This is a genomic window from Prevotella bivia DSM 20514 (assembly GCF_000262545.1).
Lineage (GTDB): Bacteria > Bacteroidota > Bacteroidia > Bacteroidales > Bacteroidaceae > Prevotella > Prevotella bivia.
The window spans coordinates 1,096,892-1,114,007 of sequence record NZ_JH660660.1 but is presented as its reverse complement, the minus strand read 5'-3'; the positions used below and the strand labels follow the sequence as shown (position 1 = coordinate 1,114,007).

At 37.4% G+C, this 17,116-nt stretch carries 14 protein-coding genes; all 14 read right to left on the bottom strand.

Features of this window, described 5'->3' with window-relative positions:
• Positions 1–15: 15 nt before the first annotated feature.
• Positions 16–843 (bottom strand): 50S ribosomal protein L2, encoded by an 828-nt coding sequence (rplB, locus tag PREBIDRAFT_RS07010; protein WP_004335816.1) that lies wholly within the window; start codon positions 841–843, stop codon positions 16–18.
• A 7-nt stretch (positions 844–850) separates the two neighbouring features.
• Positions 851–1,294, bottom strand: a complete 444-nt coding sequence (gene rplW, locus PREBIDRAFT_RS07005; RefSeq protein WP_004335818.1) for a 50S ribosomal protein L23 — start codon at positions 1,292–1,294, stop codon at positions 851–853.
• Between the two features lie 22 nt (positions 1,295–1,316).
• The gene (rplD, locus tag PREBIDRAFT_RS07000; protein WP_004335820.1) at positions 1,317–1,946 is read right to left on the bottom strand and encodes a 50S ribosomal protein L4; all 630 of its coding nucleotides are present in this window, start codon (positions 1,944–1,946) and stop codon (positions 1,317–1,319) included.
• Positions 1,946–2,560 (bottom strand): 50S ribosomal protein L3, encoded by a 615-nt coding sequence (gene rplC, locus PREBIDRAFT_RS06995; RefSeq protein WP_004335822.1) that lies wholly within the window; start codon positions 2,558–2,560, stop codon positions 1,946–1,948. Before rplC ends, rplD begins: the two co-directional genes overlap by 1 nt.
• Positions 2,561–2,621: 61 nt before the next feature.
• Positions 2,622–2,927 carry a 30S ribosomal protein S10 gene (rpsJ, locus tag PREBIDRAFT_RS06990; RefSeq protein ID WP_004335824.1) on the bottom strand — a complete coding sequence of 102 codons (306 nt, stop codon included), beginning with the start codon at positions 2,925–2,927 and terminating at the stop codon, positions 2,622–2,624.
• An 86-nt stretch (positions 2,928–3,013) separates the two neighbouring features.
• On the bottom strand, positions 3,014–5,131 hold the full coding sequence (gene fusA, locus PREBIDRAFT_RS06985) for an elongation factor G (RefSeq protein WP_004335826.1): 2,118 nt from the start codon (positions 5,129–5,131) through the stop codon (positions 3,014–3,016).
• A 37-nt stretch (positions 5,132–5,168) separates the two neighbouring features.
• Complete coding sequence (gene rpsG / locus PREBIDRAFT_RS06980) at positions 5,169–5,645, bottom strand: 30S ribosomal protein S7 (protein ID WP_004335830.1); 477 nt, start codon at positions 5,643–5,645, stop codon at positions 5,169–5,171.
• 204 nt (positions 5,646–5,849) lie between these two features.
• Positions 5,850–6,233, bottom strand: a complete 384-nt coding sequence (gene rpsL / locus PREBIDRAFT_RS06975; protein ID WP_004335835.1) for a 30S ribosomal protein S12 — start codon at positions 6,231–6,233, stop codon at positions 5,850–5,852.
• A gap of 485 nt (positions 6,234–6,718) precedes the next feature.
• Positions 6,719–7,591, bottom strand: a complete 873-nt coding sequence (locus PREBIDRAFT_RS06965) for a ChaN family lipoprotein (protein ID WP_004339560.1) — start codon at positions 7,589–7,591, stop codon at positions 6,719–6,721.
• 20 nt (positions 7,592–7,611) lie between these two features.
• The gene (locus PREBIDRAFT_RS06960) at positions 7,612–10,359 is read right to left on the bottom strand and encodes a M16 family metallopeptidase (RefSeq protein WP_004335839.1); all 2,748 of its coding nucleotides are present in this window, start codon (positions 10,357–10,359) and stop codon (positions 7,612–7,614) included.
• 65 nt (positions 10,360–10,424) lie between these two features.
• Positions 10,425–11,654, bottom strand: a complete 1,230-nt coding sequence (locus PREBIDRAFT_RS06955; RefSeq protein ID WP_004335841.1) for a DUF4929 family protein — start codon at positions 11,652–11,654, stop codon at positions 10,425–10,427.
• A 28-nt stretch (positions 11,655–11,682) separates the two neighbouring features.
• A complete protein-coding gene (locus tag PREBIDRAFT_RS06950) occupies positions 11,683–13,071 on the bottom strand; it encodes a RagB/SusD family nutrient uptake outer membrane protein (RefSeq protein ID WP_238295886.1) in 1,389 nt (462 codons plus the stop codon).
• A 32-nt stretch (positions 13,072–13,103) separates the two neighbouring features.
• A complete protein-coding gene (locus PREBIDRAFT_RS06945) occupies positions 13,104–16,196 on the bottom strand; it encodes a SusC/RagA family TonB-linked outer membrane protein (RefSeq protein ID WP_004335844.1) in 3,093 nt (1,030 codons plus the stop codon).
• A 9-nt stretch (positions 16,197–16,205) separates the two neighbouring features.
• Positions 16,206–17,102, bottom strand: a complete 897-nt coding sequence (locus PREBIDRAFT_RS06940) for a sirohydrochlorin chelatase (protein ID WP_004339558.1) — start codon at positions 17,100–17,102, stop codon at positions 16,206–16,208.
• Positions 17,103–17,116 lie beyond the last annotated feature (14 nt).

Genomic DNA, 17,116 nt, shown 5'->3' with positions numbered 1-17,116 from the left:
TCTTAATTACTTTGTTTACTTCTTGTTAGCTCTCTCAATTATATACTTGTTTGAAAGCTTCTTAGGCGCACGAGTCTTGAGACCCTTAGCGTACAAGCCCTTACGAGAACGTGGATGACCACCAGACTGGCGACCTTCACCACCACCCATTGGGTGATCAACAGGGTTCATAACAACACCACGGTTGTGAGGACGACGACCTAACCAACGTGAGCGACCAGCCTTACCAGACTGCTCTAACGCGTGATCAGAGTTACCAACACTACCAACAGTTGCTTTACAAGCTGATAAAATCTGACGAGTTTCGCCAGAAGGGAGCTTGATTACACAATAACTGCCTTCACGAGAAGTAAGCTGAGCAAAGTTACCAGCCGAACGAACTAGCAAAGCACCCTGACCTGGACGTAATTCAATATTGTGAATTACAGTACCAACAGGAATATTTGCAAGAGGAAGAGAGTTACCAACCTCAGGAGCAGCTTCTGCCCCTGACATTAGAGTAGCACCAACCTGCAAGCCGTTAGGAGCAATAATGTAACGTTTTTCACCATCAGCATAGTATAACAGCGCAATACGAGCTGATCTGTTTGGATCATACTCAATTGTCTTCACTACAGCTGGAACACCATCTTTCTCTCGCTTGAAGTCGATAAAACGATACTTCTGCTTGTGACCACCGCCAATATAGCGAACAGTCATTTTACCAGTGTTGTTTCGACCACCAGTAGAACGTTTACCGTAAACGAGAGACTTCTCTGGCACGGATGCAGTAATATCCTCGAACGTGCCAATAATCTTGTGTCTTTGACCCGGAGTTACCGGTTTTAATTTACGTACTGCCATTTTTTATTTAAATATTGCTGTAAAAATCAATTGTATCGCCAGCCTTCAAAGTGACGATAGCCTTCTTGAATGCGTTTTTCTGACCTTTCACAAGACCTGCCTTTGTATAGCGAGCTTGACGCTTACCAGCATAACGCACCGTATTTACGTCAACAACTGTAACGTTGTACAGACTTTCAATTTCCTTCTTAATCTCAAGCTTGTTAGCCTCAGGCTTACAAATAAAGCCGTACTTAGGCTGAGCTTCCTTAGTGTAAGTATACACTGTCTTCTCTTTCTTCACGCCTTCTGGATGAGCCTTTGACTTTACAATATAGCTACGAACTTCCTTCTCTGCGTTATTAGCCTTTGCAATTTTTTCGCTGCGAGTACTAAACTTCTTACTTTCAGAAGACTTGTCTGTAATTTTGGTCATCTTTTCAGTGACCACTGGTTTAATAATAAATCCCATAATTGCTACTGTCTCCTACTTATTACTTGGTTAAGATTTCATCGATCACTTTCAAAGAATTCTCTGTAACAACAAGCACATCAGCATTCAAAACTTTATACGAATTAACTTGTGCAGCAGTCATTACCTCAGCCTTCTTTAGATTGCGAGCTGACAAATATACACTTTTTTCTACTTCTGGCAAAACAAGAAGAACTTTCTTTCCATCAACTTTAAGATTTTTAGTAATGTTTACGAAATCTTTTGTCTTTGGTGCCTCTAAGTTGAAGTCTTCTACAACTACAACTGCATTCTCTTGAGCCTTGTATGACAAAGCAGACTTACGAGCAAGAACTTTTACTTTCTTGTTCAATTTAAAACTATAATCACGTGGTTTAGGTCCAAAAACGCGACCACCACCAACAAGAACAGGTGAGTTAATATCACCACGACGAGCACCGCCGCCGCCCTTTTGGCGTCCAAGTTTACGAGTAGAACCTGCATGTTCGCTTCTTTCCTTTGACTTAGCAGTACCCTGACGTTGGTCAGCTAGATATTGCTTAACAGCTAGGTAGAGGACATGATCGTTTGGTTCAATACCGAAGATATTCTCGTTAAGAGTTACCTTACGGCCGGTCTCCTGACCTTTGATATCTAATACGTTAATATCCATTACTTTTCTATTATTACGGTTGAACCATTGCATCCAGCTACACTACCCTTAACAAGGAGAATATTGTGTTCTGGAATAACCTTTAACACTTGTAGATTTTGAGTTGTTACACGGTCACCACCCATTTGGCCACCCATGCGCATACCCTTAAACACCTTAGCTGGGTAAGAACAAGCACCAATAGATCCCGGCTTACGTGCTCGGTCATCCTGACCGTGAGTAGATTGTCCTACACCGCCGAAACCATGACGCTTAACAACGCCTTGAAAACCCTTACCCTTTGAAGTACCTACAACATCAACAAACTTTGTGTCGTTGAATAGTTCTACAGTAATGGTGTCGCCGAGGTTATACTCCTCGTCAAACTTGAACTCGGCCAAGTGCTTCTTTGGTGTTGTGCCGGCTTTCTTAAAGTGTCCCTGCTGTGGCTTAGAAGTTCTCTTCTCTTTAGCCTCGCCGAAACCTAACTGAACAGCCTTGTAACCATCTTTTTCTACAGTTTTAACCTGGGTTACAACACAAGGACCAGCTTCGATAACAGTGCACGGTACATTCTTACCGTCGGCACTGAAAACGGATGTCATTCCGATTTTCTTTCCTAATAATCCTGGCATTTCAATTTAATATTTAAAATGATAAAATAATCTTTTAATTCGTTATTAGTATAACACTAAACTACACCTTGATCTCAACTTCTACACCTGAAGGCAAATCAAGCTTCATCAAAGCGTCAACAGTCTTAGCGGTAGAGCTATAAATGTCGATCAAACGTTTAAAACTTGAAAGTTGGAATTGCTCGCGCGACTTCTTATTAACGAAAGTTGAGCGGTTTACAGTGTAAATACGCTTGTGGGTAGGCAATGGAATAGGACCACTTACAAGAGCACCTGTTGCCTTAACTGCTTTAACAATCTTCTCAGCTGATTTATCTACCAACTGATGATCGTAAGACTTTAGTTTAATACGAATCTTCTGACTCATGTTTTTTAAAATTTAATTTGTTTGTATATGAACATAAGGAAGCCCTCCTATAAGAGTCATACGCTATAGGAGGACAGCCTTATTATTTATTTTACAAGATCTGCGTTACCCTTTAACTCATCCAAGATTTCCTTAGCAAGACTAGCTGAAACTGGAGAGTGGTGATCATACTCCATTGAAGAAGTAGCACGACCAGAAGTGATAGTACGCAAAGCTGTTACATAACCGAACATTTCTGACAATGGAACCATAGCTTTAACGATACGAGCACCACTACGAGCCTCTTCCATACCCTGTACGAGACCACGACGCTTGTTCAAGTCGCCAATAACATCACCCATATTCTCTTCTGGAGTAACTACCTCCACCTTCATAATAGGTTCCATCAAAACTGGTCCTGCCTTAGGTGCCAACACCTTGAATGCTTGGTGAGCTACCAATTCAAATGACAACTGATCAGAGTCTACTGGGTGAAAAGATCCATCTGTCAAAGTAACCTTGAAGCCTGTCAATGGGAAACCACCAAGAACACCATTTGATAAGCAATCCTTGAAGCCTTTTTCTACTGCAGGGATAAATTCTTTAGGAACATTACCACCCTTAACAACGTTAACAAACTGCAAATCGCCCTCTGTGTAATCTTCATCCTTTGGTTCAAGAGTTACATCAATACAAGCAAACTTACCACGACCACCCGACTGCTTCTTATAAGTTTCACGGCTTTGAGCAGCCTTAGTGATAGCTTCCTTATAATTAACCTGTGGCTTACCTTGATTACACTCTACCTTAAATTCACGCTTCAAACGGTCAATAATGATATCCAAGTGAAGCTCACCCATACCAGAGATAATAGTCTGACCACTCTGCTCATCTGTACGAACAGTAAATGTTGGATCCTCTTCTGCAAGCTTAGCAAGACCATTGTCTAGCTTAGCAACGTCAGCTTGACTCTTAGGTTCTACGGCGATAGAGATTACAGTATCAGGGAAAGTCATTGACTCAAGAACGATAGGTGCATTCTCATCACACAAAGTATCACCTGTACGAATATCCTTGAAACCTACACCAGCACCAATATCACCTGCATCAATAGACTCCATAGGAATTTCCTTATTAGAGTTCATTTGGAACAAGCGACTAATACGCTCCTTCTTACCAGAGCGTGGGTTGTAAACATAAGAACCAGCTACAACCTTACCAGAGTAAACGCGGAAGAATACTAGACGACCCATGAATGGATCTGTAGCAATTTTAAATGCAAGAGCAGCTGTTGGTTCGCTTTCACTAGCCTTACGCTCTTCTTCCTCTTCTGTATCAGGGTTAGTACCAGTGATAACCACAGTATCAACAGGAGAAGGTAAGAATGCACAAACGTAATCAAGCAATGGTTGTACGCCCTTATTCTTATAAGAAGAACCTAGAAGCATTGGGCAGCATTCCATTGCGATACAACCCTTACGTATTGCAGCAATAAGCTTATCCTCTGGAATATCCTGACCTTCTAAATACATTTCCATCACTTCGTCATCGAAACTAGCAGCACCTTCCAACAATTTCTCGCGCCATTCAGCAGCTTCATCAGCTAGATCAGCAGGAATATCCTCTACATCATATTCAGCACCCATAGTCTCATCATGCCATAGGATAGCTTTCATTTTAATAAGGTCAACAACACCCTTAAAGTTTTCTTCAGCACCAATAGGAATCTGAATAGCAATAGGGTTTGCACCTAAGATATCTTTCATCTGAGACACTGTCTCATAGAAGTCAGCACCAGAACGGTCCATCTTATTAACGTAACCAATACGTGGTACGTTATACTTATCAGCTTGACGCCATACTGTTTCAGACTGTGGCTGAACACCATCAGCAGCCGAGTATGTAGCAACAGCACCATCAAGAACACGAAGAGAACGCTCTACTTCAGCAGTAAAGTCAACGTGTCCCGGAGTATCAATCAAGTTGATTTTATAAGAATTGCCTAGATAATTCCAATTACAGGTTGTAGCAGCAGAAGTAATAGTAATACCACGCTCCTGCTCCTGAGCCATCCAGTCCATAGTAGCAGCACCATCGTGCACCTCACCAATCTTGTGAGTTTTACCAGTGTAGAAAAGGATACGTTCAGAAGTTGTCGTCTTACCAGCATCAATGTGAGCCATGATACCGATGTTACGAGTCAAATGTAAATCGCGATTTGCCATTTTTTATTTTTTACCTATTTATAATATCAGTACTTGATTAAAATCTGAAGTGAGCGAATGCACGGTTTGCCTCAGCCATACGGTGCATATCTTCCTTACGCTTATAAGCACCACCTTGATTATTAAATGCATCAACGATTTCAGCTGCAAGCTTTTCAGCCATACTCTTACCACCACGCTTACGTGCGAAAAGTATCATATTTTTCATAGAAACACTCTCCTTACGATCAGGACGAATTTCCGTAGGTACCTGAAAAGTAGCGCCACCGATACGGCGACTCTTTACCTCTACCTGTGGAGTAATATTATCAAGAGCCTGTTTCCATACCTCTAGAGCAGACTTCTCTTCATCCTTAACCTTACCCCCAACAATGTCAAGAGCATCGTAGAAAATTTCGTATGAAGTATTTTTCTTACCATCATACATCAAGTGATTCACAAACTTAGACACCTTCTGATCGTTAAACTTTGGATCTGGAAGGATCACACGCTTCTTTGGTTTTGCTTTTCTCATTTTATTTTAAAATTTAATATTCTGCGGAGGCTGTCGTCTTTTCTCGTTCTTCAAAGTTCACTCTTGAACATTTACTCAACCTTGTTATTAACAATTCTCCAGCAAAACTATTTTAATTATATTTTATTTCTTTTTTAAGCCTTGAACTATCGATCATCTCCGATCGTTAGCTCTTGGCTTTTAGCTTATTATAAACCTTTCGGATTACTTCTTAGCTGCTTTAGGACGCTTAGCACCATACTTAGAACGGCGTTGTGTACGATTAGCTACACCTGCTGTGTCTAGGGTACCGCGAACAATGTGATAACGTACACCAGGGAGGTCCTTAACACGACCACCACGAACAAGAACGATAGAGTGTTCCTGCAAGTTATGACCTTCTCCAGGGATATATGAGTTAACTTCCTTCTGGTTTGTCAAACGTACACGAGCAACCTTACGCATTGCTGAATTAGGCTTCTTAGGAGTTGTAGTGTAAACACGAACACAGACACCACGACGCTGTGGACAGTTATCCAAAGCTGGCGACTTGCTCTTATCTACAATGTCCTTTCTGCCTTTTCTTACTAACTGTGAAATAGTAGGCATGATTTTACTTTTTTAATTTATATATTTTATTTTATTTATTATCAGCTTGTTATAGCGATTAGCACACCTCTTTTCTTCACTAAAAGGTACACCACACCATTTCAGGGTGCAAAGGTACAAACTTTATTTCTAATAGAGGTATGGCATGAATGAGTAATATTTTTACTAAACGCATAATTAACAAAATATAACTTTCATTTAAATTATACAGCACTCTATTTTGAATATCTATGAGAATTATATAGTTTTTTTGATTGCTAAATATAATGTTCTCTCTATTAAACATTGATGTGAACTTGGGGAGCTAACGTTAAAGTAAGAAAAATAGTGTAAGCTCGACTAATTCAAGATAAAATCACAGTGTATTAACTTTAAGGGAAAAGTGTATTAACTTTTTTGAGAAAGTTAATACACTTTTTTTTGCTACGATAAGGAATAACCTCTTCTATTATTCTTTTCAGCTTCGTTCTTATATCTAGAACCCTTTAGTACGACCTACTCATATCCTCGGGGACAACAATGTAGCAATCGGCTAAATCTTTATAAGCCTCATCTAAACGTGTTATATCTTCTTGCTTCACAGCCATTATAACAAAGGTGGTTGCTAGGGGTTTATATCCTTTGAGATAAGGAATGATGCCTTCATGATGAGAGGTATGGAAACTACCATTATAATGTATCATTTGCCTTCCACCTATATGCTTTGCTATATTCCAAGCCATAGTGGCGTCCTTTAATGCTTGTGCCATATGCATCCGCTTTGGGTCATCTTTCTTACCATTCAGTGCCGACATCATAGAAAAAGCTTCATTATCTTTCCCTTCCATTGTAAAGGGGATGGGTAGTGGTGGTAGTAAGGTTTTAGCGTCTTCGGTCAAGCTATCTAAATAGTTTAGCCCTTTATTTTTCACTACATTAGCATACCTTCGTGGCACATTGGTGGCAATAAAGGGAAGGTTATGCTCCTTGGCAAACATTACCAATGGTTCATAATCGGTTTCATAATTAGGCCAGAGGCGCATCTCATTAGTAAATTGCTCATAGTTGATCACGCCGTTTAGATATTCATTAAAGATAAGTTGGTTATCTGCTTCAAACATTTCGGCACCCAATAACAAGCTATCCTTGTGTTTTTCATACAGTCCTTCTGTTATTTTTAATTCTAACCAATGGGTAATGGGACAATTATGCATCTCCCCTATAAAGACTACATTACACTTTGCTGCTTTTTCTATCATTGCATCAAAGGTTATTACTTTGCCTTGATTGTTGTAAAGAGCAAAAGCTCGTAAGTCGTTTTTAGCCGTTAGTACTAAAGGCGATAACAATAGCAGGAGAGAGAGAATTTTTGTTTTCATCATTATTATGCTTTATCGTGTTATAATCCTAGAATAATAAATTTATCTGGGTTGAGGTATTTTGTAAATCCCTCTTGTATTTTCTTTGGCGTAATACTATCTAGAATAGCATCATATTGATTAAAATCTGACAGCATTTCACCATTCTTTATCTTATTAACAAGTTCGGTACGCCATACAGCGGTAGCATCGTCTGACAATACTTTTGTCTTTGTTGCCTTAAATGATAATTTCAAACGATTTAGTTCTGCAATGCTTATTGGCTTCATTTGTAAGGAACGCACTATCTCCGCAAGAAGATCTTGGGCTTTCTTTACATTCTTTCGATCGAGTGTAAGCATCATATCAAAATAATATCTATGCCCATCCAAGCCATGATACGCCAAATCTGTAAAAGGCGAATAGGTAATATTCTCACGCTGCCGCAACACTTCTAACAAGCGATTTTGTATCACATCGCGCATCAACTTTAAGATAAGTGTTTCGTGCAAGCTAGGAAAAAAACTACCAGCTAATATAAAGTGTAAGTCGAGCTGTTGCTCATCGGGGCTACTCACCATAGATCTATAAGGCTGTTGGGGCATAGAGTGATAAACCATAGCAGAAGAACTAGGTTTTCTTTGTTGCCATTTACTAAAAACGCCTACCACCGTTTCTTTCATCGGTTGCAATTCATAGTCGCCTGTAAGCACTAAGGTTAGATTGTGCGTATCATCGTATAATGACTTAAAGTAATTAGCCATTTTGTAGATATCCAATTGCTTTATATCCTCAAGCGTCCGCTTTTCTCGTACCATAGAAGGAGCATCTCCCATTATAGAATCGCGCATATTAATAATTACCCTATCCTTATCATGCTTTATACGCTCTTGCAACGGTGTAGTCTTCCCAAAGGAAGCCATCTCTTCTTGTACTGTTTCCTTAAACTCTTCTACGTTAATCTCTGGAGCAGTAACCTTCTCTGTTATGAGATTAAATAAATGATGCGCCTTTTTTGTAGGCGCTACTCCTATGAAGCCGTGCCAATAGGAAGAGATATTAGTATCTAAAGAGATGTTGTTTTGTGCCAGATAATTAAACAACGTGTCTCTATTTACCTTTTGTATTCCGCCCATCTCTATATAAGCGGCAGCATTTTCGTATTGGTAGTAAACAGAGTCGGGCAAATCGGCTGTACCTCCTCTACCAAATCCTTCTATCGAAAAGGCTTTAGAACCATCCTTTGTAGGACGTAACAAAATACGAATACCATTACTAAGCAAGATATCGCGCACACCTATATTAGCATAACTCTGCTCTGATCTAATCTGCTTATGATCATAAAGCGCCTTCTTAGCCAAACAAGGAGGTGTCGAGGCTAAAGTCTCTTCTACAGTCTTTGTAGCCTTATAGGTATAAGACAATGGGGCCTTAGCTAATCCTTTTTGCCACGCTCCTTGAATAGCTTGAACAGTAAGCTTATGGGCTTCTTCTTGCGGAACTGTATATGCTACTAATACGGTCTGCTCTGCAGCCTGTGCCCAACAGCTCAATATCCTCTGTGCTGATTGCGAAGAGCAAGTGGAAAGATACGCCTTTATAGCCTCAATATCTTCTGGGCTGGTAGGAGAAATATCGTGCATTATAATATAATCGATAAAATCATCACACCACTCTGCCGATGTTTTCTCTCTTTCTTCCACTTTTATTGCGGCTATCTTATCGTGCAATGCAGCAACAAATTCATCACTATCAAAGCCTTTTTGAAGTATGGTATTCCACTCATTGGCAAAGCACGTTACACTATGTAACAAAGCAGCAGTATCTGCTTCTTGAAAGGTAACACTAAAAAAGTTTTTATCTGCAAGGTACCAAGTATCAGAACAATCTACTCGTATATTTCTACTCTTCATCCGATTATTAAGTAGATGCACTACAATATTACCAAGATGCTTTTCACTGCTATGCTGAATGCTTTTTTCTGTAATGCCTTGATGCGGAATAATCAGTTCTACTTTATGTTCCTTTTCTAAAGGAGAAAGCAGGGTATGCATATCCCATCCCTTTTTATGTGTAAAGGAATAGGCTGGAAGCACTGTATGATTAGTATTAAGAGCACTTGTAAAAGCATCCTTTAACATACGCTCTACCATAGTAGGATCTATATCACCAACTACTACGACTGTAGCAAAACGAGGTTGATACCATTTAGTATAGAAATCGTGCAACATAGCTTTCGACACTGCCTTTATATCATTAACAGATCCTAAAGGCATTCTACGACTATAATGATTATCTCCTATCTTCAGCGTATAAAAGTCATCATGCGTATCATATTGCTTTAGTTCTTCAAGGATAATGCCACGCTCTTTCTCTATATAGTCTGGGGCAAAAGTAAGTCCGTCGAGCCATTCACGCATCATTCCTAATACCTGACGTGTTTCTTTTGTCGTATTAGACTGCGTTGGAACAGAAAGACTATATATCGTTTTATCAAAGCTGGTATAAGCGTTAATATCACGACCAAACTTCATACCTTTCCCTTCAAGCGCATGAACCATACTAAAGCCATGATAACTTTTAGAGCCTGCAAAAGCCATATGCTCTAAGAAGTGAGCCGTACCTCCTTGAGCATCGGTTTGTTGTAAAGCCCCTATACGCATCACTAACCTAAACTCTGTAGTATTTCGAGGATGTGCATTACGCTTTATAATATAAGAAAGTCCGTTAGCAAGCCTACCTTTTATAGTTCCCTTCGGAATTTTAATGGCAGTATGAACACCTGCCATAGATAATAACAAACTGGCAAAAAATATAATAACTACAAAAAAAAATCTTATCTTATTAACAATTCTCATTCCTTTTTAAGTGTATATATTACCGTTACATTTGTATGACCAGAACAATAATCATGATCATATGGGAAATGAAATATCATCTTATTGCCATCTAAATCAAGTTTAGCAGATGCTTTAAACCAATCGGAAGGAGTGTTTTGATAACTATCTCTATTCAAAGGACTATAATGAAAGTATATATCTGGATTAAAAGTAACTCCCATTCTTATCAAATCAGACATAGTTTCATCTGACCAAGCATAGTCTCCATTAGGAACTCTTACAGTTTTACCTTCCTTTGCCATCTTTTTTTGACGCTCCCATGCTGAATAATAGAACTTAAAAGGAATGTTGAACACTCTCTCATCATATTCATTTATAACATAATCCATAAAACTTACTTCCATCGTCTTAGGATTTATTCTTATACTATCAAGTTCCATCTTAAAGACTTCCTTACTGGCATCATAACCTATAGCTTTTGTTGTATAGTAACCATAAGTAGTAGGATTTGACCATTGATAACCTTTATCTGTTACCAATCGTAACCTTTCATAACACCATCCTCTTAATCCTAAAGGGTTTTGTACCATTTTTAACATAGGAGTTTTAGGAGTAGAATACTTGCTTAATGTAATAATTGTCGTTGTTTCAAATGAGCTTGTTTCTGGTCCAGGAAAAGTTTCTTTATAATCTCCTGGAGGGAATATTAAGTCTACACTACATTTTAATTCTCCAAGAACACGATACAAATTTATATTATAATCTCGCTTATATCCTTCTATTAATTTCTTTTGTTCGTCTGTTAACATTGCATTTACAACATCAGGAATGACTGTTATCATAAGATCAGAAGATAACTGCATACGCTTATCTGAAGAGCTTTCTACTGTAAGGGCTACACTCTGAGGCTCTTTATAAACATCTTTATGGGTAGACTCAATATCTATTATAACAGTCTTTTCTCCCTTCTTCATAGTAAGATATTCTTCTTTTAACCTTACAGCTCCCTTCTCATTTTTCTTCAAAGCAAACTTTATAACAACATCTTCCTTAGCTTTGCAACTAGCTAAAAGCTTCACCTTTAAAGGCTTTTTAGCATTCTCATTAATCTGATTATCACCTATCGCAGATAACATAATATAATTTTTCCCTTTATATTCGTTACTATCTTCTTTGCTGCAAGAGGTTATCATACACCCAATTAACATTGGTAGTAATAATAATATTTTATTTATTGATTTCATATTAACCAACTTTTAATACTTATTTATATTATCTTCCCTTAATCTTTCCCCAACCTTCGTTTTGTACAATATTATCATTATATCTATACTCTGACTTAGGTATAGGAAAATTCCAACGATAGTCATTAGTCTTTATCCTACTAGATACGCCATCTCCCCATTTGTTTAGTCGTGGTAAAGCTGATATATGAGTCCGCTTCAAATCGAAAAAGCTAATGCCTTCTCCTACAAACTCTTTTTGCTTTTCTATTAAAATCTTATCTATAAAATCGTCTTTAAGATATCCATCACTAATAGGCTCAGCTTTTACAGCTTTAAGATAAGAATTAATCACCTCAGTAGCTTTTGGCAAATTATTCAATCTTGCATAAGCTTCTGCTACAATAAAATATGCTCCTGCATATCTAATCATATCAATATACCTACTATCCTTGCCTTCTTTAGTATTAAGATTATATTTCCCCAAGTGCATAGTTTGCTTATCATCTTGCTTCATTTTCTTAATATATGTTGCTGCGCGAAGATCAGTTTTAGAATATTCTATTTGTGGATTAACACTAAACATATCTCCTTCGCTTATTGAATATTGTAAACTTTCCATATATTTACCATCATGATTAAAAGCAAATACTCGTACTTTTGATGTTCCTTCACCCCAAAGTTGCTCAATACCATTAGCCGTAAAATACTCTGGCTTTGCATTAGCTATAATCTTCTCTCCATATTTTATTGCTGCTTCATAATTACATGTATATAATTCTAATTCAGCTAACAAGTAAAATATTGCATCTTGAGATAACCAACCATTTTGTATAGGATGATTATCTGCCTTAACAGCCTCTTGTAATAATTTACGTATAGCCTTTACACATTCTTCCGTTGTAGACCTCTTAAGGAATTGAAGCTTTAGAATATCTTTTAATATTATACCAGGAGCATTCTTATCTATATCATATGCAGGTGCATATAAACGTAACAAGTTAAAATAACACATAGCTTTTAAAGCTTTCACTTCACTTGCTATCGCTTGCAACTCTTGCTTCTCTTCTTTTTCATTTGTCTTTACATAATCAAGCCTCTCTATTAATGCATTACATGAAGATATTGTTGCATAATAATTTGACCAAACATCTTCAGAAAGATTATTCATCTCTTTATTTTGCCACAAATAAAGATTTATCTGACTTACATCTTTAGTTGTCATATTATTAGAACAGAAATCATTTCCCAATATAGATAGTTCATACTCATAATGTGGATATTGTGCATACGCAGATGCTAAAAGCGACCGTGCAGACTCTATATCAGTAATTGCATCAGGGTCACTATACTGATCAGCGGGTGGAATATTAAGGGAACAAGATATACAAAATACTACTGAACAATATGCTAAAATTGTTTTCTTTAGGATATTCATACGCTTTAATCTAGTCATACAAGCTACAATTATTAAAATGTAAGATTTATATTGAGCGAATAAATGGGTTGTAACGTACCTGCTAATGTTCCACTTTCAGGATCTGATTCTTTGTAATATGTCCAGTTAAATAGATTTGAACCTTGCAAAGCTATCGTAGCATACTTCACTACAGGTACATATTTCTTCAGCCATACATGCGGGAAACGATACCGTAATGACAAAACTGATAAGCGAAAATAATCGCTCTTTCCAACTGTATTTGAGTTAGGATAAAGCACTAAATTATCCTCTGCAGTAGAAGAACTATAATAAGGCGTATGATAAACCTTATCTTCATCACCGGGATTAAACCACATCTTACTTGCCTGGCCAGCTACTGCGTTCTTTGTTATTTTATCCTTATCTCTAACATAACTATAATTAAACCTATTTATTCCACCCAAAACGTAATAAAAGCTCATATTAAGCTCTAATGATTTATAGCTTATATTAAGCCCCAAACTACCAGAATAAGGGGGAGTGCTATGCCCAAGGGCTACTACATCTTCTCTATTCAACACTTCACTTGCTTGCTTCTCACCTGCAGGAGTACTAAAAACAGGATAACCTGTTAATGGGTTTATTCCTAACGACTTAGCGCCATATATAACATCATAAGCCTTACCAACCTCATAGTCTGGTACCACAGATTTATCATCTGTATATATCGCATTAGTATAATAAAGGCTTATTACCTTATTTTTATTATATGCAATATTACCAGATATGTCAAAATGACAATTATTTGTTTCTATAATAGTAATGGAACTATTTGCTTCTATTCCATTATTCTCAAGAACACCTATATTACGCTTTAAAATATTAAAACCATTTGAAGTAGGTATAGGAACATCAAGTAAAGCTTGCTCTGTACGACGATTATATAGATTAACACCAAATGTAAACCTCTTAAAAAACTGTGCAGACAAAGACAGATCGAAAGACTTTGTTTTTTCAGCTTTCAACTCCTTATTTACTAATCCCATTAAAAAGAGTTGTCGTTGCTCCTCATAGCTTTCATTAGCATAAGCAAATGTTGCTACTGTTGTAGAGGTAGACACACCATTTAGATTAGCAATAACACCATAAGATGTCTTTAAATTAAGACTTGTAAGAACCTTATTATCTTTTAAAAAAGCATAATTCGTAGGCGTCCACCCTGCTCCAACTGCCCAAGCATCATTCCACCTTTTATCCGAAGGAAGTATAGAAGAAGCGTCTCTCTTATAAGAAGCATAAGCATCATATAAACCATTATAGGTATAGCCCATAACTATTCCCATTCCTAACTGCGCACTAATATCTTTAAATCCTGACACTCGCTCACGACGCGATCCTTTTATATAATGATTAATAGCAGCTGCCGATTTTATATTACCTACTCCATATCCTGTTATTCCAATATCGTCATATATTGTTTTATAATAATCCATATTTGCACCTATAGTGAAATCGTGTACATCGGCAAATGTATGTGCATATGTAACACGAAGATTAGAAGAGATATTGGTAGTTGTATTTTTAGTCTTTCTATAAATACCACGCTGCGTTTTAGGTACTCCTTTTTTAGCTTCTGAGTATGCTGTGCCTGGCGTAAAGTCCTCTGTTTCACTAATTAAATAATCTATTCCTCCTACCCAATCAATATTCAAACCTTTTAAAGGCTCTAATGTTAGGTTAAAACTTGCCCCTCCAGTTTTACAAGTATTATTTCTTTCATATTGATGAAGTAAGTCGTTAAAAGTTCTATCTGGGAAAGAATATAATTTTCCTTTAGTTTTCTGTTCATAAGGATTAAGGTCATACACCAATTGAGTAGGATCATAGTCGGAACCAACAGGTGTATTTGTTTTAGAATAATCGCAATTAACACTAAACATGGTATATCCTATCTTTCCTATTGTCTTATCTAAATTAAGACGCACACCATAGCGACTCTTATCATTACCCTTAATGCGTCCTCCTTGATGAGCATAGTCGAATGATATATAATACGAATTATCTGTATTTCCACCACGCAAACTTAGATTATGCTTAGTATAGGTACTATTATGCACCAATTCATCAAACCAGTCGGTATTAATCATACGAAGCGAGTCTAAAAATTGTTCTCCTTCTTTAATAAGCTGTTCTTTAAGCGGATTATGTTTCTCATATTTATTATAATAATCGGCACTATATCTATAACCAGGAGCAATAGGATTTCGCATTAACCGTTCTAATTCTAATTTCTCCTTAGAGTCCATTAAGCGCATACCACGCCTTCCTCTACTTGTTATACCCATATTAAAGCTATAAGTAAGTGAAAGGCCATCATTACTACCACGCTTAGATGCTATTTCTATTACACCGTTGGCTGCTTTTATTCCATATAAAGCACAAGCTACTGCGTCTTTCAATACCTTTATATCTTTTATATCTATAGGATTAAGATTATAGAAAGTTTCAGCACTTATTATCTTTCCATCAAGTACATATAAAGGCTCATTCGTTGCATTCCCTCTTCGCAAAGAAGCATTACCACGGATACGCAATGTGGGATTTTTACCTAATTCTCCCATATTAGTAACCATTAGTCCTGGTACTGATCCTTGGAGTGCTAACCCTAAATCGATAGATGGCTTTTCGTTAAGCAACTTAATATCAACAACATCAACAATACCCGACCTGGCTCTGATGTCTAGAGCATTGATATTTGTTTTTGCTTTAACTACGACTTCATTTAATACCTTATTATCTTCCTGCAAAGTAATGGTAAGGATGGACTGCTCACCAACAACCACTTTTTTACGCTTCATTCCAAGAAAAGATACTGATAGCATTTCGCCAGAAGCTATATCTAAGGTAAAAGTTCCCTCTGCATCGGTATAAGCACCTGTACGTTTGCCCATAACCTCCACTAGTGCACCTGCTAATGGTGCACCAGTGGAATCGATAACTTTTCCGTGTATTCTGTGTTTCTTAGGCTGTTGAAGCAACTGTTTATAAACGATTATAGGACGTGCGATAACACTATCACTGCTTCCAAACACATAAGTACACAATATTCCTAAAAGGAATTTACTATAAAAAGAATGAGCCATATACTATTTTTACTTCCTTTCTATCTTCTGCCAATTAGTAGCACACTTAATAATCCAGTCGGCAACATCCTCATTGGCGTCTGGTATAAGTCCCTTTTCACTATATACTATCTCTACATTTTTATCTTTTATAGCCTCAGCAATAGCTTGTGGCAAACCAAATCGTTGTGCCATCGTCTTAACACCTGATACTAAATAAATGCCTTGCAGAATAATACGCTTCTTTTTCTTAGATGCTTCTACCACCGTAGGGATGATCTTTTTAGCAAACTCTTGTCCCATCTCTACAAAACCATGATAAGTATAACTAAAGCCTAAAGCTTTCTTTACATCATCATCTGTCTGTTGTATCAATACATTCCAAAAATCCATATATCCTTCATCGCCATGTGCTAAAAGAATAAGAGCTTCATCTTTAGGATTTTTACTTAAAGCCTTTACTTGCCTTATAATAGCATTACTTATAACATCGCTATAAATAAGTGTAGGTCCTAAGACTACCGGAACTTTTGAACTCACAAGAGTAGTACCCTCTTCTATAAGGTCGTGAAGGGTTGCCAGGTTATACTTATGTCCCAAAATATTAGGTAAATCTTCCTCTGTATGCGATGAAGGACTTATAAATATAGGCATAGCAAATATACGATCTACACCCTCTGCCTCCATTTCTTTAATAACGTTTGCTACACTTGGCTGGCTATATTCCATTAATGCTGCCCTTACACATGCAAAACTTGTTATTCCTCGCTGCTTTAACAAATTCCGAGTAACCCCTTCCAAAGCTAATGCAGGCTGATTCCATTGAGGTATTCGCGCCCCATGCGCAACGATAAGAAGCCCATCTTTAGCACTTATCGTTGTCATGGCGCAAATAAAAGAAAGTAATATTAACAATATTCTTTTCATCTTATAATGTCATT